General features: G+C 69.9%; 22 protein-coding genes. 18 read left to right on the top strand and 4 right to left on the bottom strand.

What is annotated here, in order from left to right; genetic code table 11:
* Positions 1 to 18: 18 nt before the first annotated feature.
* Entirely contained in the window at positions 19 to 831 is an 813-nt protein-coding gene (locus ACZ6I3_RS04100) for an AAC(3) family N-acetyltransferase (RefSeq protein WP_469411457.1), read from the bottom strand.
* Positions 832 to 992: 161 nt separating this feature from the next.
* Between ACZ6I3_RS04100 and ACZ6I3_RS04105 the strand changes: the two genes are divergently transcribed.
* The 8 genes from ACZ6I3_RS04105 to ACZ6I3_RS04140 are packed head-to-tail and all read left to right on the top strand — an operon-like array spanning position 993 to position 7,609.
* Positions 993 to 1,754: a helix-turn-helix transcriptional regulator gene (locus tag ACZ6I3_RS04105; protein WP_469411458.1), complete on the top strand. Its 762-nt coding sequence runs from the start codon at positions 993 to 995 to the stop codon at positions 1,752 to 1,754.
* Positions 1,751 to 3,172 carry a Fe-S cluster assembly protein SufB gene (gene sufB, locus ACZ6I3_RS04110; RefSeq protein WP_189731056.1) on the top strand — a complete coding sequence of 474 codons (1,422 nt, stop codon included), beginning with the start codon at positions 1,751 to 1,753 and terminating at the stop codon, positions 3,170 to 3,172. Before ACZ6I3_RS04105 ends, sufB begins: the two co-directional genes overlap by 4 nt.
* Before the next feature lie 55 nt (positions 3,173 to 3,227).
* The gene (gene sufD, locus ACZ6I3_RS04115) at positions 3,228 to 4,448 is read left to right on the top strand and encodes a Fe-S cluster assembly protein SufD (protein ID WP_469411460.1); all 1,221 of its coding nucleotides are present in this window, start codon (positions 3,228 to 3,230) and stop codon (positions 4,446 to 4,448) included.
* The gene (locus ACZ6I3_RS04120; protein WP_189731059.1) at positions 4,445 to 4,768 is read left to right on the top strand and encodes a non-heme iron oxygenase ferredoxin subunit; all 324 of its coding nucleotides are present in this window, start codon (positions 4,445 to 4,447) and stop codon (positions 4,766 to 4,768) included. Before sufD ends, ACZ6I3_RS04120 begins: the two co-directional genes overlap by 4 nt.
* Positions 4,769 to 4,775: 7 nt before the next feature.
* Positions 4,776 to 5,540, top strand: coding sequence for a Fe-S cluster assembly ATPase SufC (gene sufC, locus ACZ6I3_RS04125; protein ID WP_469411463.1), 765 nt, complete (start codon positions 4,776 to 4,778; stop codon positions 5,538 to 5,540).
* On the top strand, positions 5,537 to 6,793 hold the full coding sequence (locus ACZ6I3_RS04130) for a cysteine desulfurase (protein WP_391113127.1): 1,257 nt from the start codon (positions 5,537 to 5,539) through the stop codon (positions 6,791 to 6,793). Before sufC ends, ACZ6I3_RS04130 begins: the two co-directional genes overlap by 4 nt.
* A 16-nt stretch (positions 6,794 to 6,809) precedes the next feature.
* On the top strand, positions 6,810 to 7,280 hold the full coding sequence (gene sufU / locus ACZ6I3_RS04135; protein WP_469411464.1) for a Fe-S cluster assembly sulfur transfer protein SufU: 471 nt from the start codon (positions 6,810 to 6,812) through the stop codon (positions 7,278 to 7,280).
* Positions 7,277 to 7,609, top strand: a complete 333-nt coding sequence (locus ACZ6I3_RS04140) for a metal-sulfur cluster assembly factor (RefSeq protein WP_184596910.1) — start codon at positions 7,277 to 7,279, stop codon at positions 7,607 to 7,609. The genes sufU and ACZ6I3_RS04140 overlap by 4 nt, the downstream gene beginning before the upstream one ends.
* A 69-nt stretch (positions 7,610 to 7,678) precedes the next feature.
* Here the strand turns inward: ACZ6I3_RS04140 and ACZ6I3_RS04145 are convergent, their stop codons facing one another.
* Complete coding sequence (locus ACZ6I3_RS04145; protein ID WP_469411467.1) at positions 7,679 to 8,512, bottom strand: AbfB domain-containing protein; 834 nt, start codon at positions 8,510 to 8,512, stop codon at positions 7,679 to 7,681.
* Between the two features lie 167 nt (positions 8,513 to 8,679).
* On the opposite strand from ACZ6I3_RS04145, the gene ACZ6I3_RS04150 reads away from it, so the two are divergent.
* From ACZ6I3_RS04150 to ACZ6I3_RS04170, 5 genes are all read left to right on the top strand, one after another.
* Positions 8,680 to 9,000 carry a DMT family transporter gene (locus ACZ6I3_RS04150; RefSeq protein WP_469411468.1) on the top strand — a complete coding sequence of 107 codons (321 nt, stop codon included), beginning with the start codon at positions 8,680 to 8,682 and terminating at the stop codon, positions 8,998 to 9,000.
* Positions 9,000 to 9,566, top strand: coding sequence for a TetR/AcrR family transcriptional regulator (locus ACZ6I3_RS04155; protein ID WP_469411470.1), 567 nt, complete (start codon positions 9,000 to 9,002; stop codon positions 9,564 to 9,566). Before ACZ6I3_RS04150 ends, ACZ6I3_RS04155 begins: the two co-directional genes overlap by 1 nt.
* Positions 9,567 to 9,684: 118 nt before the next feature.
* Positions 9,685 to 10,674, top strand: coding sequence for a 2,3,4,5-tetrahydropyridine-2,6-dicarboxylate N-succinyltransferase (gene dapD / locus ACZ6I3_RS04160; RefSeq protein WP_469411472.1), 990 nt, complete (start codon positions 9,685 to 9,687; stop codon positions 10,672 to 10,674).
* Between the two features lie 155 nt (positions 10,675 to 10,829).
* Positions 10,830 to 11,687, top strand: coding sequence for an SDR family oxidoreductase (locus tag ACZ6I3_RS04165; RefSeq protein WP_469411474.1), 858 nt, complete (start codon positions 10,830 to 10,832; stop codon positions 11,685 to 11,687).
* A gap of 89 nt (positions 11,688 to 11,776) precedes the next feature.
* Positions 11,777 to 12,007 (top strand): hypothetical protein, encoded by a 231-nt coding sequence (locus tag ACZ6I3_RS04170; protein WP_469411476.1) that lies wholly within the window; start codon positions 11,777 to 11,779, stop codon positions 12,005 to 12,007.
* A gap of 113 nt (positions 12,008 to 12,120) precedes the next feature.
* Here ACZ6I3_RS04170 and dapA read toward each other — a convergent pair whose 3' ends face one another.
* On the bottom strand, positions 12,121 to 13,011 hold the full coding sequence (dapA, locus tag ACZ6I3_RS04175; protein ID WP_469411478.1) for a 4-hydroxy-tetrahydrodipicolinate synthase: 891 nt from the start codon (positions 13,009 to 13,011) through the stop codon (positions 12,121 to 12,123).
* A gap of 134 nt (positions 13,012 to 13,145) precedes the next feature.
* Between dapA and ACZ6I3_RS04180 the strand changes: the two genes are divergently transcribed.
* Positions 13,146 to 13,565, top strand: a complete 420-nt coding sequence (locus ACZ6I3_RS04180) for a phage holin family protein (protein ID WP_469411479.1) — start codon at positions 13,146 to 13,148, stop codon at positions 13,563 to 13,565.
* Positions 13,562 to 13,930, top strand: a complete 369-nt coding sequence (locus tag ACZ6I3_RS04185) for a DUF3618 domain-containing protein (RefSeq protein WP_469411481.1) — start codon at positions 13,562 to 13,564, stop codon at positions 13,928 to 13,930. The genes ACZ6I3_RS04180 and ACZ6I3_RS04185 overlap by 4 nt, the downstream gene beginning before the upstream one ends.
* A gap of 292 nt (positions 13,931 to 14,222) precedes the next feature.
* On the opposite strand, the gene ACZ6I3_RS04190 is transcribed toward ACZ6I3_RS04185, so the two are convergent.
* Entirely contained in the window at positions 14,223 to 16,052 is a 1,830-nt protein-coding gene (locus tag ACZ6I3_RS04190; protein ID WP_469411483.1) for an endonuclease/exonuclease/phosphatase family protein, read from the bottom strand.
* A 305-nt stretch (positions 16,053 to 16,357) separates the two neighbouring features.
* Between ACZ6I3_RS04190 and ACZ6I3_RS04195 the strand changes: the two genes are divergently transcribed.
* The 3 genes from ACZ6I3_RS04195 (at position 16,358) to ACZ6I3_RS04205 (ending at position 21,322) form a co-directional block, all read left to right on the top strand.
* Positions 16,358 to 17,785, top strand: a complete 1,428-nt coding sequence (locus ACZ6I3_RS04195; RefSeq protein WP_469411485.1) for a hypothetical protein — start codon at positions 16,358 to 16,360, stop codon at positions 17,783 to 17,785.
* Between the two features lie 154 nt (positions 17,786 to 17,939).
* Positions 17,940 to 19,388 (top strand): alkaline phosphatase PhoX, encoded by a 1,449-nt coding sequence (locus ACZ6I3_RS04200; protein ID WP_469411487.1) that lies wholly within the window; start codon positions 17,940 to 17,942, stop codon positions 19,386 to 19,388.
* 350 nt (positions 19,389 to 19,738) lie between these two features.
* On the top strand, positions 19,739 to 21,322 hold the full coding sequence (locus ACZ6I3_RS04205; RefSeq protein WP_469411489.1) for a TROVE domain-containing protein: 1,584 nt from the start codon (positions 19,739 to 19,741) through the stop codon (positions 21,320 to 21,322).
* The last annotated feature ends 207 nt before the right edge of the window (positions 21,323 to 21,529 follow it).

Below are 21,529 nucleotides of genomic sequence, written 5' to 3' on the forward strand. Positions count from 1 at the left end.
AGGTAGGCGCGCGGGGGCTCAGACCGGGGGGTGCGGGAACTCCTCCTCACGCGGCCGGTGCACCGCCAGCCACCGTTCGGCGTAGGCCACCGCGTCCGCCACCGGGAACAGCCGGGCCTCGGCCGCCCCCACCTTCCCGCGTACGACGGGACGGTCCCGTTCGAAGTCGTAGCCCAGCTCGTCGAAGCGGTCCGAGCTGATCGACACCTCGGTCACGGTCTCCCAGCCGTCGGGACCGGGCCGGCCCACGGCGACGCGCGGGGACGGTATGCGGTACTCGGCGAGGTGGAAGCTGGTACAGGAGGCGTAGCCGGCACCGAGCAGCAGGACCCGGGCGCCCGTCGCCTCCAGCGTCGCGAGCGGGCTGCGCTCGCCGAGCCTGCAGTCGGGTGCGTGCCCCTCGGTCACCTCCGCCGCGCGCGGCCCGACCGCCGCGAACGAGGTCTGCGGATGGGCGCTGCGCAGGGCGCCGGGCCAGGTCCGTACCGTCTCCGGGACGACTCCGACCCCTCGTGCGGGCGTGATCCGGGGGTCGTACGCGGGCATCGTGGCTCGGATGGCCGCCCACCATTCCGGCGGTACGGGCGGCTTGCGCCACAGGACCGGGTCGGAGAGGTCCCCGGTCTGCGTGGGGACCACCAGAGTGCCCTCCGGGCCGAGCGCGTCGAGCAGCCCCCGCACCACCGCGACGGCGCCGCCGTTGACCCAGCCGAGGGCGCTGAGCGAGGAGTGCACGAGAAGGGTCTCGCCGGGCCGTACGCCCAGTTCGCCCAGCTGCGTCCGCAGTGTGTCCCGGGTGACAAGAGGGCCGGTCGGAGGGGGTGTGGACATGGTTCGGGAGTGTCCCCGAAGGGGCTTCGGCATGCCACCGGTTTGATCGATCAAAGATCGTTTCTGCAGGTCAGGTTAGCTTTACCTAAGTGACGCAAGGCACCGTCGAGCGGGCCGGGCGTGGCTTGCCCGGTCCTGACGAATTACGCAACAATGGCGTTGTGAAAAACGTCGGCGAGGCTCGGGAGGCTCCCATGGGTGCCCCACAGGAGGAGCTCGCGACCGGTGAGCGGTCCACCCGCAACCGCGTCGCGCGATCCATCCTGGACCACGGCCCGTCGACCGTCGCCGAGCTCGCCGAGCGGCTGCGCCTCACCCAGGCGGCCGTACGCCGGCACCTCGACGCCCTCGCGGGCGACGGTGTCGTGGAAGCGCGCGAGCAGCGGGTCTACGGTGCGCGCACCCGCGGCCGCCCCGCCAAGGCGTTCGCCCTGACGGACTGCGGCCGGGACGCCTTCGACCAGTCGTACGACAAGCTCGCGGCCGACGCGCTGCGCTGGATCGGCGACCGTGAGGGCGGCGGCGAGGCGATCGCCGCCTTCGCCCGCGCCAGGATCGCCGCACAGGCGGGCGCGTACCGCGAAGCGATCGCGGCGGTGCCGCCCGAGAAGCGGACCGAAGCGCTGGCCAAGGCCCTGAGCGCGGACGGGTACGCTGCTACGGCGCGCAGTGCGCCCCACCCGCAACAGGGTGAACAGCTCTGCCAGCACCACTGCCCGGTCGCCCACGTCGCCGAGCAGTTCCCGCAACTGTGCGAGGCGGAGACGGAATTCTTCGCCGAGCTGCTCGGTACACATGTACAGCGGCTCGCCACCATCGCGCACGGCGACGGCGTCTGCACGACGTTCATCCCCAAGATTTCCCACACGCAAGTTGACAGCGACAACGCATCCGCAAGCACGGCCGGGAGGAACCCCGCATGACTCTCCCCACGGAGACTGCCCACCCTGAGCTCGAGGGTCTGGGTAAGTACGAATACGGCTGGGCCGACTCCGACACGGCCGGCGCCTCTGCCAAGCGCGGCATCAACGAGGACGTCGTCCGCGACATCTCCGACAAGAAGAACGAGCCGGAGTGGATGACCAAGCTCCGTCTCAAGGGTCTGCGCCTCTTCGAGAAGAAGCCCATGCCGAACTGGGGCTCGGACCTGTCGGGGATCGACTTCGACAACATCAAGTACTTCGTGCGCTCCACGGAGAAGCAGGCGGAGTCCTGGGAGGACCTGCCCGAGGACATCAAGAACACGTACGACAAGCTCGGCATCCCCGAGGCGGAGAAGCAGCGCCTCGTCGCCGGTGTCGCCGCCCAGTACGAGTCCGAGGTCGTCTACCACCAGATCCGCGAGGACCTGGAGGAGCAGGGCGTCATCTTCCTCGACACCGACACGGCCCTGAAGGAGCACCCGGAGCTCTTCAAGGAGTACTTCGGGACCGTCATCCCCGTCGGCGACAACAAGTTCGCCTCGCTGAACTCCGCCGTGTGGTCGGGCGGCTCCTTCATCTACGTGCCGCCGGGCGTCCACGTGGAGATCCCGCTCCAGGCCTACTTCCGCATCAACACGGAGAACATGGGCCAGTTCGAGCGGACCCTGATCATCGTCGACGAGGGTGCCTACGTGCACTACGTCGAGGGCTGCACCGCCCCGATCTACAAGTCGGACTCGCTGCACTCCGCGGTCGTCGAGATCATCGTCAAGAAGAACGCCCGCTGCCGCTACACGACCATCCAGAACTGGTCGAACAACGTCTACAACCTGGTCACCAAGCGCGCCGTGGCCTACGAGGGCGCGACCATGGAGTGGGTCGACGGCAACATCGGCTCCAAGGTGACGATGAAGTACCCGGCCGTCTACCTGATGGGCGAGCACGCCAAGGGCGAGACCCTGTCCATCGCCTTCGCGGGCGAGGGCCAGCACCAGGACGCGGGCGCCAAGATGGTCCACATGGCGCCGAACACGTCGTCCAACATCGTCTCGAAGTCCGTCGCGCGCGGTGGTGGCCGCACCTCCTACCGCGGTCTCATCGAGATCGGCGAGGGCGCCCCGGGCTCGAAGTCGAACGTGCTCTGTGACGCGCTGCTCGTCGACACGATCTCCCGCTCGGACACCTACCCCTACGTGGACGTCCGCGAGGACGACGTGTCCATGGGCCACGAGGCGACCGTCTCCAAGGTCTCCGATGACCAGCTCTTCTACCTGATGAGCCGCGGTCTGTCGGAGGACGAGGCCATGGCGATGATCGTGCGCGGCTTCGTCGAGCCCATCGCCAAGGAGCTCCCCATGGAGTACGCGCTGGAGCTCAACCGGCTGATCGAGCTGCAGATGGAAGGCGCGGTCGGCTAACCCCGCCGCAGTCCATCAAGCCCTTACGTAACGGAAAGCGAGCACTACGACAGCCATGGCTGAGGCCCAGAACTCCCCCACCCTCGACTCCGCTCGGGCGGGGGGACCCCCACCGGTGGGGTCCACCACCACCGGCTCGATCGCGGTGGCGGCCGAGTCGACCGTCGCGACCCGCATGAGCGCGCCCCCCTCCTTCGACGTGGCGGACTTCCCCGTCCCGCACGGCCGGGAGGAGGAGTGGCGGTTCACTCCGCTGGAGCGCCTGCGCGGCCTGCACGACGGCACCGCCGTCGCGACCGGCAACGGCGTGAAGGTCGAAGTCCAGGCCCCCGAGGGCGTCACCGTCGAGGCCGTCGGCCGCGACGACGCGCGGCTCGGCAAGGCGGGCACCCCGGCGGACCGCGTCGCCGCCCAGGCCTACTCCGCCTTCGAGAAGGCCTCGGTCGTGACCGTCCCGAAGGAGACCGTCCTCACCGAGCCGATCCGCGTCGCGGTGCACGGTGAGGGCGGGACCGCCTTCGGCCACCAGGTGATCGAGCTGGGCGCCTTCGCCGAGGCCGTCGTGGTCATCGACCACACCGGTGACGCGGTGCTCGCCGCCAACGTCGACTACCTCCTGGGCGACGGCGCCAAGCTGACCGTCGTCTCCGTCCAGGACTGGGACGAGAAGGCCGTCCACGTCGCCCAGCACAACGCGCTCGTCGGCCGCGACGCCTCCTTCAAGTCGGTCGTCGTCACCTTCGGCGGCGACGTCGTCCGGCTGCACCCGCGCGTCGCCTACGCCGGCCCCGGCGGCGAGGCCGAGCTGTTCGGCCTGTACTTCACCGACCAGGGCCAGCACCAGGAGCACCGCCTCCTGGTCGACCACAACGTCCCGCACTGCAAGTCGAACGTCGTCTACAAGGGCGCGCTCCAGGGCGACGAGGCGCACGCGGTGTGGATCGGCGACGTGCTCATCGAGGCCAAGGCCGAGGGCACCGACACCTACGAGATGAACCGCAACCTGGTCCTCACGGACGGGGCGCGCGTGGACTCCGTACCCAACCTCGAGATCGAGACCGGCGAGATCGTCGGCGCCGGCCACGCCTCGGCGACCGGCCGCTTCGACGACGAGCAGCTCTTCTACCTCATGGCTCGCGGCATCCCGGAGCAGGAGGCCCGCCGCCTCGTGGTCCGCGGCTTCTTCGCCGAGTTGGTCCAGCAGATCGGCCTCCCGGACATCGAGGAGCGCCTGATCGCCAAGATCGACGAGGAGCTGGAGGCGTCGGTGGCATGAGCCTCGCATTTGTACGCGTCTGTGGGCTGAGCGAGCTGGAGGACGACACCCCGAAGCGGGTGGAACTCGACGGCACGCCCATGTCCATCGTGCAGACCGAGGGCGAGGTGTTCGCGGTGTACGACATCTGCTCGCACGCGAACGTCTCCCTGTCGGAGGGCGAGGTCGACGACTGTCACATCGAGTGCTGGCTGCACGGCTCGCGCTTCGACCTCCGTTCCGGCAAGCCCGACGCCCTTCCGGCGACGCGCCCCGTCCCCGTATACCCCGTAAAGATCGAAGGGGACGACGTGCTCGTCTCCCTCACCCAGGAGTCCTGAGGCACCCATGGCAACGCTTGAAATCCGAGACCTGCACGTCACCGTCGAGGCCGACAACGCCACGAAGGAGATCCTCAAGGGCGTCGACCTCACCGTGAAGCAGGGCGAGACGCACGCCATCATGGGCCCGAACGGCTCCGGCAAGTCGACCCTCGCCTACTCCCTCGCGGGTCACCCGAAGTACACGATCACCGGCGGCACCGTCACCCTCGACGGCGAGGACGTCCTGGAGATGTCCGTCGACGAGCGGGCCCGCGCCGGCCTGTTCCTCGCCATGCAGTACCCGGTCGAGGTCCCCGGCGTCTCCGTCTCCAACTTCCTGCGCACCTCCGCCACCGCCATCCGCGGCGAGGCCCCCAAGCTGCGCACCTGGGTGAAGGAGGTCAAGGAGGCCATGCAGCGCCTCAACATCGACCCCGCCTTCGCCGAGCGCAACGTCAACGAGGGCTTCTCCGGCGGTGAGAAGAAGCGCCACGAGATCCTCCAGCTGGAGCTGCTCAAGCCGAAGGTCGCGGTCCTCGACGAGACCGACTCCGGCCTGGACGTCGACGCCCTGCGCGTCGTCTCCGAGGGCGTGAACCGGGTCCGTGAGACGGGTGAGGTCGGCACCCTGCTGATCACCCACTACACCCGCATCCTCCGTTACATCAAGCCCGACCACGTGCACGTCTTCTCCGGCGGCCGCATCGTCGAGTCCGGCGGCGCCGAGCTCGCCGACAAGCTGGAGGACGAGGGCTACGAGGCATACACGAAGGGTGGCGCATCCGCGTGACACAGCTGCCGGGCCTCCTCGACACCGAGGCGCTCCGCAAGGACTTCCCGATCCTGGACCGGCAGGTCCACGACGGCCAGAAGCTCGTGTACCTGGACAACGCGGCGACCAGCCAGAAGCCGCGCCAGGTGCTGGACGCACTCAGTGAGTACTACGAGCGCTACAACGCCAACGTCCACCGTGGCGTGCATGTCCTCGCCGAGGAGGCCACGGCGCTGTACGAGGGCGCGCGCGACAAGGTCGCGGAGTTCATCAACGCGCCCTCGCGCAACGAGGTGATCTTCACCAAGAACGCCTCGGAGTCGCTCAACCTCGTGGCGAACATGCTGGGCTGGGCCGACGAGCCCTACCGCGTGGACTCCGAGACCGAGATCGTCATCACGGAGATGGAGCACCACTCCAACATCGTGCCGTGGCAGCTGCTCGCGCAGCGCACGGGCGCGAAGCTGAAGTGGTTCGGCCTCACCGACGACGGCCGCCTCGACCTGTCCAACATCGACCAGGTCATCACGGAGAAGACGAAGATCGTCTCCTTCGTGCTGGTCTCCAACATCCTGGGCACCCAGAACCCGGTCGAGGCGATAGTGCGCCGCGCCCAGGAGGTCGGTGCGCTGGTGTGCGTCGACGCCTCGCAGGCCGCTCCGCACATGCCGCTGGACGTACAGGCCCTGCAGGCCGACTTCGTGGCCTTCACCGGCCACAAGATGTGCGGCCCGACCGGCATCGGCGTCCTGTGGGGACGGCAGGAACTCCTTGAGGACCTGCCTCCGTTCCTCGGCGGCGGCGAGATGATCGAGACGGTGTCGATGCACTCCTCGACCTACGCCCCGGCGCCTCACAAGTTCGAGGCGGGCACGCCCCCGATCGCCCAGGCGGTCGGGCTCGGCGCGGCGATCGACTATCTCAACTCGATCGGCATGGACAAGATCTTCGCCCACGAGCACGCGCTCACCGAGTACGCGGTGAAGCGGCTCCTGGAGGTCCCCGACCTCCGGATCATCGGCCCCACCACGGCCGAGGAGCGGGGCGCGGCGATCTCCTTCACCCTCGGGGACATCCACCCGCACGACGTGGGCCAGGTCCTCGACGAGCAGGGCATCGCGGTCCGGGTCGGCCACCACTGCGCGCGGCCGGTCTGCCTGCGCTACGGAATTCCCGCGACCACGCGAGCGTCGTTCTATCTGTACTCCACGCCGGCCGAGATCGACGCACTGGTCGACGGCCTGGAGCACGTACGGAACTTCTTCGGCTGAGAGGCGTGCGGAAACCGTGAAGCTGGATTCGATGTACCAGGAAGTCATCCTGGACCACTACAAGAACCCGCACGGGCGGGGCTTGCGGGACGGCGACGCCGAGGTGCACCACGTCAACCCGACGTGCGGGGACGAGATCACCCTGCGCGTGAAGTACGACGGCACGACGATCGAGGACGTCTCGTACGAGGGCCAGGGCTGTTCCATCAGCCAGGCGAGCGCGTCCGTACTGAACGAACTCCTCGTCGGCAAGGACCTCTCCGACGCGCGGAAGATCCAGGAGACCTTCCTGGAGCTGATGCAGTCCAAGGGGAAGCTCGAGCCCGACGACGCCATGGAGGAGGTCCTGGAGGACGCGGTCGCGTTCGCCGGGGTCTCCAAGTACCCGGCCCGGGTCAAGTGCGCCCTGTTGAGCTGGATGGCCTGGAAGGACGCTACGGCCCAGGCCTTGGGCGAGCCCGACGCCGAAAGGAAGACGACGGCATGAGCGAGACCATCGAGATGAAGCCGGCCTCGGAGGACGAGGTCCGCGAGGCTCTGTACGACGTTGTCGACCCCGAGCTGGGTATCGACGTCGTCAACCTCGGGCTGATCTACGGCATTCACATCGACGACGCGAACATCGCGACGATCGACATGACCCTGACGTCGGCGGCCTGTCCGCTCACCGACGTCATCGAGGACCAGGCGAAGTCCGCCACGGACGGCATCGTGAACGAACTGCGCATCAACTGGGTCTGGATGCCCCCGTGGGGCCCCGACAAGATCACGGACGACGGCCGGGAGCAGCTTCGGGCGCTCGGGTTCAACGTCTGAGATACCCGTAGGACGAAGGGGCGGCACCTTTCCGGTGCCGCCCCTTCGCATGCTCGTCTCCGGCGCGGCTCAGTCCAGCCCGTCCACCAGCCGGAACGACGCGTCCGCGCGGAAGTCGCCGTAGTGCTGGTACGGGTCGAGGCGGAGCTGGAAGTTGCGGTGGCGCAGGAAGCGGCCCGGGTAGTTCACCGACTCCAGCATGACCGCGCCCGAGGGGTACACGGGGCGGGGGCAGAAGGTGGCGTCCTTGCGGAACAGGGCCGAGCCGTCGTCGCTGTCCTTGACGAGGACGAAGCTGCGGTGGCGGAGGTAGCGGCCGTCCGCGGTGGTGAAGGAGTAGCAGGAGGAGTCGTCGAGTCCGGAGACGCGCCGGAAGGTGGCGTCCTCACGCTGCTCGGGGCCGGAGCCGACCGAGTCCAGGCGCACATAGCCGTCGCGCACCCGCCAGTAGCGGTCGGGGTAGTTGACGGAGCGTATGGATGTCCCGTCGGACTTCGGGGGCTTCGGGGCCGGTGAAGTCCGGTGGGAATCGGAGGGCTTCGGCGCCTTCGGACGCGGCTTCGCGGAGGCGCTCGGGCTGGTGGGCGCGCTCGTCGTCGGGGTGGGGGACGGGCGTCCGCGATCCTTGCCGGGCGCGTGCGTGGCGTTCCCGGAGGGTGTCGCGAAGGAGATCAGGCCGCCAGGGGCCGAGTTGCTGAGTGTCGTCGGCTCCGCCGACTCGGGTGCGGGTTCGCCGGACTGACTGTCCATCACGGCGATCGCCGTCACACACGCGCTGACCGTGACCAGGGCGAGGGCGCCCGCCAGCCAGAGCCTTCGCGTTCCCGGTGCCCGGGTGGTGTCCGGGGCCCAGCCGCTCTCCCACGGACGGTCCTGTGGCGGCCGGGACTTGTCTTCTGTCATGCGCTTGTTCCTCCATCGGGCACCCTTGACGGCGGCGCAGTTGTGGTGGCCCGGTGCGTGATCGGTGACACCGTAGTGGACGTGTGGGATCACTGGGGGCGTTATGTGAGAGCGGTTTCCGTCCTGTGATGTGTACGGTCGTACAGATGGTGTGTACGCTCGTACGCATGGGATATCTGCTGCTGTCCGCGGCCATCGCCGCCGAAGTGGGTGCGACCACCGCCATGAAGTACAGCGACGGCTTCAGCAGGCTCGGGCCCTCGCTGCTCACGCTCCTCGGATACGTCGTCTCCTTCGCACTGCTCGCGCAGACGCTGAAGACCGTCTCCGTCGGCTCGGCCTACGCGATCTGGGCCGGCGTCGGCACCGCGGCCATCGCCACCATCGGGATCCTGTTCCTGGGGGAGGGCCTGACCGCGGCCAAGGCCGCCGGTATCGCGCTGATCATCGCCGGGGTCGTGGTGCTGAATCTGGGAGGTGCTCACTGATGCCCCGGCGCTACGACCCCGAGCGGCGGCAGCGGATCATCGACGCGGCGATCCGGGTCGTCGGGGCGAAGGGCATCGCGGGGCTGAGCCACCGCAGTGCCGCCGCCGAGGCCGATGTGCCGCTCGGCTCCACGACCTACCACTTCAAGACCCTCGACGAGCTGCTGGTCGCCGCCCTGCGGCAGGCCAACGAGGGGTTCGCCAAGGTGGCCGCCGCACGCGACGGCCTGCGGGATCCGCGGACCGACCTCGCGGCCGAACTCGCCGGGTGGATGAGCGAGTGGCTCGCGGGCGACCGCAGCGGCATCGAGCTGGAGTACGAGCTGTATCTGGCCGCGCTGCGGCGACCCGCCCTGCGCCCTGTCGCCTCCGAGTGCACCGGGGGATTCGCCGAGTTGCTGTCCGGGCGCACGGATCCGGTCACCGCGCGGGCGCTCGTGGCGCTCATCGACGGCATCTGTCTTCAGGTGCTGCTGACGGGAGTGCCGTACGACGAGGCGTACGCACGGGAGGTGCTGGGGCGGGTCGTGGCGGGGGCGGGACCTCGCGGGGCGCGGGAGGAGTGAGGCCGGTGGCGGGGCGGCCGCCGCGCGTCGCCGACCAGCACGGAGACGTACCGCCCGGCACGTGAGACGGCCCCGTACCGGTTCGCATCGACCGCCGCTCGCCGGTTAGGTTTCCCTCATGACCGACACGACTGCTCCTCGCACCACCGGCGCCGTGGCCGCCGGCCTCGCCACGATCGCCGCCGACGGCACCGTCCTCGACACCTGGTTCCCCGCACCCGAGCTGGCCACCGAGCCCGGCCCGTCCGGCACCGAGCGGCTGTCCGCCGAGCGTGCCGCGGAGCTGCTCGGCGGCGGCGCGACCGCCGCCGTCGGCCCCGACGCCCGCCGGGGCGTCGAGGTGGTCGCGGTCCGCACGGTCATCGCCTCGCTCGACGAGAAGCCGGTCGACGCGCACGACGTCTACCTGCGTCTGCACCTGCTCTCGCACCGTCTGGTGAAGCCGCACGGCCAGAGCCTCGACGGCATCTTCGGCCACCTCGCGAACGTCGCCTGGACCTCGCTTGGCCCGGTCGCCGTCGACGACCTGGAGAAGGTCCGCCTGAACGCGCGCGCCGAGGGCCTGCACCTCCAGGTGACGAGCGTCGACAAGTTCCCGCGCATGACGGACTACGTGGCCCCCAAGGGCGTCCGCATCGCCGACGCCGACCGGGTCCGCCTCGGTGCGCACCTCTCCGAGGGCACCACCGTCATGCACGAGGGCTTCGTCAACTTCAACGCCGGCACGCTCGGCACGTCGATGGTCGAGGGCCGTATCTCCGCGGGCGTCCTGATCGGCGACGGCTCGGACATCGGCGGCGGCGCCTCCACCATGGGCACGCTGTCCGGCGGCGGCAACGTCATCATCTCCGTCGGTGAGCGCTGCCTGATCGGCGCCGAGGCGGGCGTGGGCATCGCCCTCGGCGACGAGTGCGTCGTCGAGGCCGGCCTCTACGTCACCGCCGGCACCCGCGTCACCATGCCCGACGGCCAGATCGTCAAGGCCCGCGAGCTGTCCGGCGCCTCCAACATCCTGTTCCGCCGCAACTCGGTCACCGGCACGGTCGAGGCCCGGCCGAACAACGCGGTGTGGGGCGGGCTGAACGAGATTCTGCACAGCCACAACTGATCCGCGTCGGTCATCGCCGAGCGCCCTCCCGGGCCCGAGAACGGACGGGAGGGCGTTCGTGTGTTCACGGCCGTTCCGCCGCCTTGACCTCAAGCAAGGTCGAGGTCCTAGCCTGCCGGGCAAGTGATCGATATCTGGGGCAGGAGCGGGCGGCGATGATTCTTGTGACCGGTGCGACCGGGAACATCGGAAGGGCTCTGCTGGGGGAGTTGAGCTTGGCGGGTTCCGCGGCTGTGCGGGCTCTGACGAGGGATGCGGGACGGGTCTCGTTTCCCGAGGGGGTCGAAGTCGCCGAGGGCGATCTCGCGCGGGCGGATTCCCTGAAGGACGCGCTGGAGGGGGTGCGTTCGCTGTTCCTGTTGTCGGGGACGGGGGCCGAAGGAGAGGTTCTCGCGGCGGCCCGGCAGGCGGGTGTCGAGCATGTGGTGCTCGTGTCGTCGATCACCGTGCAGACCCATCCGCACCTGCCCGCGGCGGGCGACAACCTGGCCGTCGAGCGGTTGCTCAAGGACAGCGGCATGGCCTGGACGATCCTGCGGCCGACGCAGTTCGCCTCGAACACGTTGTGGTGGGCGGGGTCGATCCGTGCGGAGGGCGTGGTGCGGGCGCCGTATGCGGACCTCGGGCTTCCCGCCGTGCACCCCGCGGACATCGCCGCGGTCGCCCGGGCGGCTCTGACCGGGCCGGAGCATCGAGGGCGGACGTACGCACTGACCGGGCCGGCACGCGTCACCGTCCGGCAGCAGGTCGCGGCCGTGGCGGCGGCTCTGGGGCGGGCGGTGACCCTCGTCGAGATCAGCCCTGAGGAGGCGCACCGGCAGCTGGCGCCCTTCCTGGGGGACGAGATCGCGCACGCGGTGCTCGATCTCATGGGCGGGGACGTCAACGACGAGTTGCTGGCGGTGCGCGACACGGTCGCGCAGGTCACCGGGTCCTCGGCCAGGCCGTTTAGGCAGTGGGCGGCGGAGAACACTGACGCCTTCCGCTGGGCCGGGACACATACGGACGCATGAGCGGGCGTGACCTCGTGACGGGGCAGGCAGATGAACCGGTGGACGCAGTGTCCGATCTGACGCCGAACCGATGAAACGAGGACCGGGGCATGAGGAACGAGCGGGAGCGGGTCGTGGCGCGCTGTCTGGCCGGGGCGGTCGCGGCACTGGCGGTGTGCTGGCTTCCGGCGGGGGCCGCGCACGCCGACGAGACCAACACGAACTCGCACAACGGCCACCGGTTCGGTCTGGTCAACGTCAGCACCGGGCAGGTCGACGACCCGGCGGAGGACGTGCTGGAGCACACGCTGCTGTTCGGTGACGGGTACGCCTGGAACTGAGCCGGCAGCACGGCTGCGGGGCGGGGTGCCGGGGTTCGTATCGCACGTGGGTGCGGTGCGGACCCCGGCCCGTTGGCGGGGCAGGGCCCACCCCGGGGCCGGTCGGGTGGTGGTCAGGTGGTGGTCAGGGTCCTGTGGAGCGACAGGAGTTCGTCGGTCCTGGTGCGGTCGGCGGGGCGTAGGGGAGCGCGGACCGGGCCCGCCGGGAGGTTCAGTGCGGTGAGGAGCGCCTTCGTGGTGACGGTGCCCGGCAGACCTGCCGACATGATCGCCTCGATGAGGGGGATGGCCCGCTGCTGGAGGCGGGCCGCCTGTGCGGTGTCGCCCGCGTCGAACGCGTCCAGGACCGCTCGTAGGTGGCTCGGGATCACGTTCGCGACCGTGCTGACGTAGCCCGTGCCGCCTACGGCGTACAGCGCGAGATTGTGCTCGTCGCAGCCCGCGTAGTACGCCAGGTCCGTGCGGTCCAGCACCTTCTGGGCGCCCAGGAAGTCGTACGAGCAGTCCTTGACCGCGGTGATCCGGGGGTGTTCGGCGAGGCGGAGGATCGTGTCGGGTTCGACGCGGATGCCGGTGCGGATCGGGATGTCGTAGAGCATGAGCGGGAGTTCGGTGGCGTCCGCGATCTCGCGGAAGTGGGCCTCGATCGCGTCCTGCGGGGGCCTGCTGTAGTACGGCGGGATCACCAACAGGCCGGCCGCGCCCGCCTTCTCCGCCTCCCGGGCCAGGTCGGCGGTGTGCCTCGTGTCGGCGGTGCCGATGCCCGCGACGATCGACGCCCGGTCGGCCACGGCCTCGCGGACGGCGGCGATCAGGGCCGACTTCTCGGCGTCCGTGGTGGTAGGGGACTCGCCCGTCGTGCCGGAGAGTACGAGGCCGTCGCAGCCGTGTGCGACCAGATGGGTGGCGAGGTGCTGGGCGCCGTCGAGGTCCAGGGTTCCGGTCTCGGTGAACGGGGTGATCATGGCGCAGAGGGCGCGGCCGAACGGTGGCGTCGTCGTCATGTCAGTAGTGTCGGCGGCATGATTGTGTAGCTCCACTTAAATCTGCTACCAGGTGTTGATTAGATCTGCTTCGAGGTTGTGTGAGGGTGGTGAGGGTACTCGGGCGTTCCTACTTCGAGAGGAGGCGGAACACTGTGACCGGGACCATGGAACATCGGGTCGTGCGCGACGAGCACCACTCCGTGGGCGAGCTCGTCGGACAGGCCGCGGAGCAGCTCTCCCAGCTGGTGCGGCAGGAAGTGGCTCTCGCCAAGGAGGAGCTGGCCGAGAAGGGGCGGCGTGCGGGGCGTGGCGGTGGGCTGCTCGGTGCGGCGGGTGCCGTTGCCTACGCGGGGCTGCTCGCACTGGCCGGCACGGGGGTTGCCGCGCTCTCGCTGGTGCTGTCCGTGTGGGCCTCTGCGCTCATCGTGACGGGGGTGCTGTTCGTCATCGCGGCTGTGCTGGGTGTGGTCGGCCGGGGGCAGTTGCGGCGGGCCACGCCTCCTACGCCTGAGGAGGCTCTCGGCAGTGTGAAGGCGGACGTGGAGGAGATCAGGGAAAGGGCGCATCGATGACGGACGCGACGGGTGGGGCCAAGGGGCCCGATGAACTGCGGCGGCAGATCGAGCGGACCCGCAGTGAACTCGGCAATACCGTGGAGGAGTTGGCGGGCAAGGCGGATGTGAAGGGGCGCGCGCGGGCGCGGGCGGCTGATCTCCGGGACAAGGCCGGGGCGATGACGGTGCAGTTGCGCAGCAGTGCGGTGCAGGCTGGGCACACGGTGCAGGACAGGGCGACGCATACGGGGCCTCGGCCGGTGCGGAACGCTGTTCAGGCCGGGTTGCGGCATCCGCGGCCGGTGCTGGTGGTGGGGGCGGCCGCGGGGGCTGTGGTGGCTGTCGGGGTGCTCCGGCGGAGGCATCATCACGGGCATCGCTGAGTGCCGGGTGCCTGCGGCGCTTGTGCGGGTTTGGTGGGGGTGCGCGTTGCGCCTGGCGCCGGGTGGTGGGTCGGGGCCGCGTCGGGGGGTGTCCGTCCTCGGAACGTCGCGATGGGGTGTCACGCCGACTGGCTGTTCGTTGACGCGACAACCGCTGCGGGCGGACACCCCCCGACACGTCCCCTTCTCGCCGTACGCGGGTGCGGGCCGTCCCGGCTCGGCTGCCACCGGCCGTCGCTGAGTGAGGGTGAGGCGGGCCGGCTGAAGCGGTTGTTCAGCCGGCCCTTGTGGGTTACGGGCGGAAGCGCAGGACCTGGGGGTCGTGGTCGCTGATCTGGTCGTTGAACTCCGCGTTGGTGTGCACGCTGTCGTACTCGAAGTCGCAGTCGCGGCGGATCGACGGGCTGATCAGGATCTGGTCGAGGACCTGGCTGTTGCCCTGGTAGACGTACGAGTAACGCTCGTCGCGGGGGAGCGACTTGATCGCCGACCAGAGTTCGCCGCGGCCCTCCAGGAGCTTCGTGGTCTTCGAGAACTCGAAGTCGTTGATGTCGCCCAGCGTGACGACGTCCGCGTTCTTCTGGGTGTCGAGGATGTCCTTGACGAAGGCGTTCACCAGGGTGGCCTGCTGGTGGCGCTGGGTCTCGGAGCTGCGGGACGGCGGCTGGTACTGGGAGGTCAGGCCCTGGTCGCCGCCCTTGGAGTTGAAGTGGTTGGCGATCACGAAGACCGTACGGCCGCGGAAGGCGAACTCGCCGGCCAGCGGCTTGCGGCTGTTCTTCCAGGCCTCGTCGGCGGGGGCGATGCGGCCGGGGCTCAGCGTGAGGTGGGCCTTGCCGCGGATCTTCGTCACGTCGGTCGCCGTCGTGGCGTCGCCGCCCGCGCGGTCGGTGAAGGAGACCCGCTTCGGGTTGAACAGGAACGCCTGGCGGATGTTGCCGCCCGGCTCGCCGCCGTCGGTGTTGTTCGACGGGTCGATGGAGCGCCAGTCGTACTTCGGGCCGCCGGCCGCGACGATCGCGTCGATCAGCTTGGTCAGGGTCTGGTCGGCGGCGACCGTGCCGTCGTTCGTCGCGCCGTTGTTGTCCTGGATCTCCTCCAGGGACACGATGTCCGGCGACTTCAGGTTGTTCACGATCGCGGAGGCGTGCTCGGCGAAGGTGGCGTCGGACGGGTCGAGGTTCTCGACGTTGTACGTCGCGACCGCCAGTTCGCCGCCGCGCTGCTTACGGGTGGTCTCGCGCTTCAGGTCACCCGTCTTGAGCGTGCCGAGTTCGCTCGCGACCAGGGTGTAGCCGCCGAACTGGTTGTAGTCGAGCGGGCCCGCCGTCGTGCCGGACAGGGTGTCGCCCACGTTCGCCTTCGGGAAGTCGGCCGTCGCCCCGAGGGACTGGATCTGGAGGCGGCCGGTGTTCTGGGCGTCGTAGGAGCCGTAGACCGTGCCGCCGTGGCGGTTGCGGTTCTCGTGCGGCTTCACCGTCACCCAGAGTTCGGTGTACGGGTCGGTGGCGCCCACGACACGGGTGTCGGAGACGCGGACGGTCATGCCCTCCAGCGCCTCGTAGTGGTCCAGGGCGTACTTCGAGGGCTTGAGGGCGAGGGCGTTGATCGAGCCGTTGGTGGTCGTGTCGCCGGGAGGTGCGTAGGTGGCGGGGACCGAACGGGAGGTGATCGCGGTGGCGGCGGGGAGCGTGTTGCCGCTGGAGAGGACCGTGAACGTCGGCTTGGTGATCTCCGTCAGCGACTGGTTGCCGGAGGTGGCGCCGCCGGGGACGTACTCCGCGACCGTGCCGCTGACCGTGACGGAGTCACCGACGGCGACTCCCTTCGGCGCCGAGCTGGTGAAGACGAAGACGCCTTCGCTGGTCGCCGGGTCGGCGTCCGGGTTCGGGTCCTGGATCCAGAAGCCGCGGGAGGAACCGTACGTCCGGATGCCGGTGACGATTCCGGCCACGTCCGTGACCTGCTTCCCGGCGTACGGGGAGGTCCGGGTGTTGCCCTGGACGTCGTGGACGCGGACCGAGTCCGCGTGCGCGGGGGTGGTGAGGACGATCGTGGATGCCGCGGAGCACGCGGCGGCGACGGTGAGCGCGGCGAGACGCGCGGACGACTTGCTCGGCAACGGGGTTCCCTCCGGGGACATGACAGGTGCCGGGACGAGGGTGGTGCGTGGACTGACTGCCGCTACCTGTGGGGCGGGCGGTGTGACGCGCGTAGCGGGCGGTGGACGAGCGGGCGGGGTGGGGCCGGCCCGGTGAACAACTGTCCGCCGACTTCTACGCGCGTCAATCTCCAGCCTGGTCACGTCACTTGTCAAGGTTTCGGCCATGTACGTCGGCTGACAGGGAGATGAAGCAGGCGGCATGGGTGGAAATCCGTCTAGGCTGAGCGGCTGAGTCGTAAAAGGCGCCCTAGGAGAAACAGCCGATGTCAGACAGCTCCCCCCTGCCGCCGGTGCGGCTGACTTCCGAAGCGGAGCTGGCACGTGCCGCACTGTCCACGCCGCTGCTGTCCCGGGCCGCCCGGCTCGCCCGCTGGGCCGGGCCGGACACCCGCGTCGACGCCGGGGGAGGGCTCGTCGACGAGCAGCTGCCCGCGGCGGCCGAGACGCTCGGGCTGAGCGGGGACGATGCCGCCGCCGACGCCAGTGAGGCGTGGCGCGTGGCCGTCGACACCGGGCTCGTCGAGGTGGTCGACGAGGAGGACGGCACCGTCCGGGCGGGCGAGGACCTGGCCCTGCTCACCGGTGGCTCGCCGCAGGACGTGCTCGCCCTGTGGCTCGCGGCCCTGGAGACGGTGCTCGCCGACGCGAGCGTGCCCGACCTGGAGGGGCTCGCGGATCTCGTCGACGAGGACGGCGAGCTCGACCTCTCCGGGCTCGACTGGGACCCCGAGTCCGAGGCCGAGTTCCTCGACGGCGTGCTCGGCAACCTCTATCTGCTGACCGTCGGCGAGGACACGCCCGGCGAGGCGCCGGTGCCGCTGCCCGCGCTGGCCGCGTCGGTGATCGTGCCCGGCGACATGGACGAGCCCACCAACGACGTCCTGGAGCAGGTGTCCGACGCGATGATGCGGCTGGACGACCAGTTCCGGATGCTGGAGCCCGTGGGGTTCGTGGAGTACCAGCCGGTGGACGAGGCGCTCATGGCCGACGCCGACGAGGAGCCCGCGGCGCCCGTCGACGACACCGACGTCTCCCGGTACGGCATGGTCCGGCTCACCCCGCTCGGGCTGTACGGGATGCGTGCCCGGCTACTGGAGGCCGGGTTCGAGGCACCGGCCGTCGGGGACCTCGCGGACAAGGGCGCCGACGCGCTGCTCGACGGCACGGCCGAGTTCCCGCCGGGGGCGGCGCAGGCCGAGACCCAGCAGTGGCTGGAGCGGCGGGAATCCCTGGCCGCGGCACGGGAGCTGCTGACGGCGGCGCGGGGTTCGGACGCCGGGGCGCCGTTGCGGCGGTTGCGGTGTCAGCAGGCCCTGTCGCTGGTGGGGGCCTCGGCCGAGCCGGCGCTGCGGGAAGTCCTCGACGATGCCGAGCTGGGCGGGCTCGCGCGGGTGTGGCTGACCGAGCACGGGGCGGTGGACGTGCCCGCGCCGTCCGAGGCGATGGTGTATTGGCTGACCATCGACACGGTGGCCGCGCAGCTTGCGGCTGAGGGCAATTCCGAGGAGCTGCGGGCCCTGGTGCAGGGGCTCGCTCAGCAGCACAGTGGGTTCTTCGCGGCTGTGTGGCGGGTGGATCATCCTGCCGTCGCTGATGTGCTGGAGGCGATGGGGCGGCTCCACCCGGACAAGAAGGTGGCGAAGGAAGCGCGGAAGGCCGCGTTCAAGGCGCGCTCGCAACAGGGTGGTTGACCTTGCCTTAGCGGGTGCGGCGCCGTCTTGGCTTATCGCGCAGTTCCCCGCGCCCCTGGGGTGTTGTTCAACCGGCGTTCATGAGTGAGCGGGACGGTTTCGCCGAACGAGGTCCGCCACCCTCCACGGCATACTCACCGTCACAGGAGACACCATGTCGCTCACCCGCAGGGACTTCGCCAGAACCTCCGCGATCACCGGTGCCGGTGTCGCGCTGGCGGGCAGTGTCGGCGCCCTCGCCACCGCACCGAACGCCCTCGCGTCCTACGACACCGACAGTGGGGAGGAGGCGGCGGAAGGCGGCCGCCGGCCCGGAGTCGGCTACGGGCCGCTCGTCGCGGACCCCAAGGGCATCCTCGCGCTGCCCGCCGGCTTCAGGTACCGGATCCTCACCTACAGCGGGAAGACGAAGCTGGAGTCCGGCGAGTTCACGCCGTCCAACCACGACGGCACCGCCACCTTCGACGGTCCCCGCGGCACCACCCTGCTCGTCAACAACCACGAGCTGAAGGGCCCGCGCGCCAACTGGGAGCACCCGGTGCCGCTCACCGAGGGCCTCGTCTACGACCCGGCCGCCGCCGGTGGCTGCACGGTCGTCGAGGTGCGCCCCGACGGACGCGTCGCCGAGTGGGTGGGCATCGCCGGCACCTCCACCAACTGCGCCGGCGGCAGCACCCCCTGGGGCACCTGGCTCACCTGCGAGGAGAACTCCGACAAGGCCGGCGTCAACGGCATGACCAAGGACCACGGCTATGTGTTCGAGGTCGATCCGTGCGACCGGCGCGCCAACCGCGGCCCCAAGCCCCTGAAGTTCTTCGGCCGCTACGACCACGAGGCCGTCGTCATCGACCCCAGGCGCGGCCACGCCTACCTCACCGAGGACGCCGCCGGCCCCAACGGCCTCTTCTTCCGCTGGACCCCGCCGCGCGGCTTCGAGTACGGCCCCGGGAAGTTCCGCAAGCTCGCCGACGACGCCGGTGTCCTCCAGGCGCCCAAGTGCTTCGACTCCGGCGGCAAGTTCGTCGACGACCTGTCCCGGGCCACGAAGATCGGCACCGTGTACGGCGTCGACTGGGTGGACGTACCCGACCGCGACGCCCGCACCGTCCCCGTGCGCAAGCAGTTCCAGGACGACCAGGTCACCCGCGCCCGCAAGCTGGAGGGCATGTGGTGGGGCGACGGCGGTGCCTACATCGTCTCCTCGTACGCCCGCGACGAGAGCCCCGTCCAGCACGACGGGCAGGTCTGGTTCTACGACCCCAAGCGCCGGATGCTGACGTTGAAGGTCCTGCTCGGAGTGAACCCCGACCCCTCCAAGGACGGCGCCTTCGACGGCCCCGACAACATCACCGTCTCCCCGTACGGCGGCCTCGTCATCGCCGAGGACGGGGAAGGGGTGCAGCACCTGTTCGGCGCCACCGACAGCGGACGGACGTACCCCATCGCCCGCAACGACCTGAACATCGGCACCGAGGAGGAGCCGGAGTTCAGCGAGTTCACCGGCGTCACCTTCTCTCCCGACGGCCGGACGCTGTACGCCAACATTCAGACGCCGGGAATCATGCTGGCCATCACCGGCCCCTGGAAGCGCCAGAAGCGGTAATTAATTCGGTCGCAGTGCCCGCGCTGCGCCTCCTACAGTGAGATCACAACGTCACGCACCTCCCGGTGCGATGGCAGCGGCTACTTCTCTTCCAAAGAATCCGACGCCGCCGCCGACTTGATCTCGGGAGGCGCAGCATGTGGTGGGTGCCCGGTGCGAAGGCAACGGTTACTTCATGGGATCGGAGGGTTGCGGGTTCGAGTCCCGTCAGTGACTTCGGGTCGCTGTAGCTCAATGGGTAGAGCATCTGAATAGTCCGTCGCCGACTTCTGTCCTCGGGCACCCACCTCTTTTCTCGCATGCAGCGTCTCCCCCGGAAACAAGCAAGAACGAATTCGGGGGAATTCATCATGGCGCGATTCAATTCCAAGGCAGCCCGCGCGCGTCCCGTCTCGCGCGTCACCTCCACGGGGCGTGTGCTGCGCACCTACGAGGGCGGCCGCGGCCGCGAGCGGGATGCCCGCTCCGAGCTTTTCTTGCTCGCCGTCTCGAACTTCGTCTCGCAGCACACCTTCTACGAGTCCGGCCCCGACCGCGACGACCGCTTCGCGAAGCTCGTGCGCGAACTCGCCGTGAGCGACCCGGCGTGGACGGCCGGCCTGCTCGGCTGGCTGCGTGGCGAGGGCAATCTGCGTACGGCCTCGGTCGTCGGCGCCGCCGAGTACGTCAAGGCCCGCCTGGACGCGGGCGCGACCGACGGCCCGTCCAACCGGCAGGTCGTCGCCTCGGTGCTCCAGCGGCCCGACGAGCCGGGCGAACTGCTCGCGTACTGGACCGCGATGTACGGGCGGAACGTGCCGAAGCCGGTCAAGCGCGGCATCGCCGACGCCGTGCGCCGCCTCTATCACGGCAAGGCACTGCTGAAGTACGACACCGCTTCCAAGGGCTACCGCTTCGGCGACATCCTCAACCTCGTGCACGCGGCCCCGGACCCGGACAAGCCGTGGCAGGGCGAACTGTTCCGGTACGCCCTCGACCGGCGGCACAACCCCGACACCGCGGTGCCGCCGGAGGCGGACCGCGTCCTCGCCGCGCACCGCGAGCTGATGGCGCTGCCGGTCGAGGAGCGGCGGGCGGTCGTGACCGCCGAGGGCGGTGCCGAGCGGCTGGCCGCGGCCGGAATGACGTGGGAGACGCTGGCGGGCTGGATCCAGGGGCCGATGGACAAGGCGGCCTGGGAAGCCGTGATTCCATCCATGGGTGCCATGGCCCTCGCGCGCAACCTGAGGAACTTCGACGAGGCCGGGGTGTCCGACGAGGTCGCCGAGCGGGTCGCCGCGCGGATCAGCGACCCGGCGGAGGTCGCGCGCTCGCGGCAGTTCCCCTTCCGGTACCTCGCCGCGTACCAGCACGCGCCGTCACTGCGCTGGTCGTACGCGCTGGAGCGGGCCCTCGGTCACTCCCTGGCCAACGTGCCCGCGCTGCCCGGCCGGACGCTGGTGCTCGTGGACCGCTCGGGCTCGATGTTCTGGTCCCGGCTGTCCGACCGCTCGGAGCTGACCCGCGCCGACGCGGCGGCGATCTTCGGTACGGCGCTCGCGCTGCGGGCGGAGCGCGCGGACCTGGTCGAGTTCGGCTCGACGAGCGACCGTGTGCGGTTCCGCAAGGGCGAGTCGGTCCTGAAGATCCTCGGCCGCTTCGGCGACCTGGGCGGCACCGACACGACGGAGGCGGTGCGCCGGCACTACCGGAAGCACGACCGGGTGCTGATCGTCACCGACGAGCAGTACACGCCCCACCGTCAGGGCGACCCGACCGAGCAGGTCCCGGCCGATGTGCCGGTCTACACCTGGAACCTCGCGGGGTACCGGGCGGGCCACGGCCCGTCGGGTACCGCGAACCGGCACACCTTCGGCGGCCTGTCGGACGCGGGTTTCCGGATGGTGTCCTTGCTGGAGCGTGGCAGTGAAGAGCTCTGGCCATGGCTTGAGTAAAGGGCACAAGTTCGCCAACCTGTCGGAATGGCAACCAGGTTGTGTGAAATTGATGAGTGTTCCAGGCCGCACAAGGGGCGCGGGTACTGCAATCTGCACTACCAACGTTGGCTCGCCTACGGTGACCCGAACGGTGGTGGTATCCCCTCGGAGAGGGCTGCGCCCCCGCCCCGGCCATGCGAAATGGAGGGCTGTTCGAGGCCGCTG

Source organism: Streptomyces sp. NPDC041940, from assembly GCF_055589465.1.

Excerpts from the sequence above, each read along its gene's own strand:
- ACZ6I3_RS04100 (WP_469411457.1), bottom strand. The coding sequence starts at position 831 with ATGTCCACACCCCCTCCGACCGGCCCTCTTGTCACCCGGGACACACTG.
- sufB (WP_189731056.1), top strand. The coding sequence starts at position 1,751 with ATGACTCTCCCCACGGAGACTGCCCACCCTGAGCTCGAGGGTCTGGGT.
- sufD (WP_469411460.1), top strand. The coding sequence starts at position 3,228 with ATGGCTGAGGCCCAGAACTCCCCCACCCTCGACTCCGCTCGGGCGGGG.
- ACZ6I3_RS04120 (WP_189731059.1), top strand. The coding sequence starts at position 4,445 with ATGAGCCTCGCATTTGTACGCGTCTGTGGGCTGAGCGAGCTGGAGGAC.
- sufC (WP_469411463.1), top strand. The coding sequence starts at position 4,776 with ATGGCAACGCTTGAAATCCGAGACCTGCACGTCACCGTCGAGGCCGAC.
- ACZ6I3_RS04140 (WP_184596910.1), top strand. The coding sequence starts at position 7,277 with ATGAGCGAGACCATCGAGATGAAGCCGGCCTCGGAGGACGAGGTCCGC.
- ACZ6I3_RS04145 (WP_469411467.1), bottom strand. The coding sequence starts at position 8,512 with ATGACAGAAGACAAGTCCCGGCCGCCACAGGACCGTCCGTGGGAGAGC.
- ACZ6I3_RS04150 (WP_469411468.1), top strand. The coding sequence starts at position 8,680 with ATGGGATATCTGCTGCTGTCCGCGGCCATCGCCGCCGAAGTGGGTGCG.
- ACZ6I3_RS04155 (WP_469411470.1), top strand. The coding sequence starts at position 9,000 with ATGCCCCGGCGCTACGACCCCGAGCGGCGGCAGCGGATCATCGACGCG.
- dapD (WP_469411472.1), top strand. The coding sequence starts at position 9,685 with ATGACCGACACGACTGCTCCTCGCACCACCGGCGCCGTGGCCGCCGGC.
- ACZ6I3_RS04165 (WP_469411474.1), top strand. The coding sequence starts at position 10,830 with ATGATTCTTGTGACCGGTGCGACCGGGAACATCGGAAGGGCTCTGCTG.
- ACZ6I3_RS04170 (WP_469411476.1), top strand. The coding sequence starts at position 11,777 with ATGAGGAACGAGCGGGAGCGGGTCGTGGCGCGCTGTCTGGCCGGGGCG.
- dapA (WP_469411478.1), bottom strand. The coding sequence starts at position 13,011 with ATGACGACGACGCCACCGTTCGGCCGCGCCCTCTGCGCCATGATCACC.
- ACZ6I3_RS04185 (WP_469411481.1), top strand. The coding sequence starts at position 13,562 with ATGACGGACGCGACGGGTGGGGCCAAGGGGCCCGATGAACTGCGGCGG.
- ACZ6I3_RS04195 (WP_469411485.1), top strand. The coding sequence starts at position 16,358 with ATGTCAGACAGCTCCCCCCTGCCGCCGGTGCGGCTGACTTCCGAAGCG.
- ACZ6I3_RS04200 (WP_469411487.1), top strand. The coding sequence starts at position 17,940 with ATGTCGCTCACCCGCAGGGACTTCGCCAGAACCTCCGCGATCACCGGT.
- ACZ6I3_RS04205 (WP_469411489.1), top strand. The coding sequence starts at position 19,739 with ATGGCGCGATTCAATTCCAAGGCAGCCCGCGCGCGTCCCGTCTCGCGC.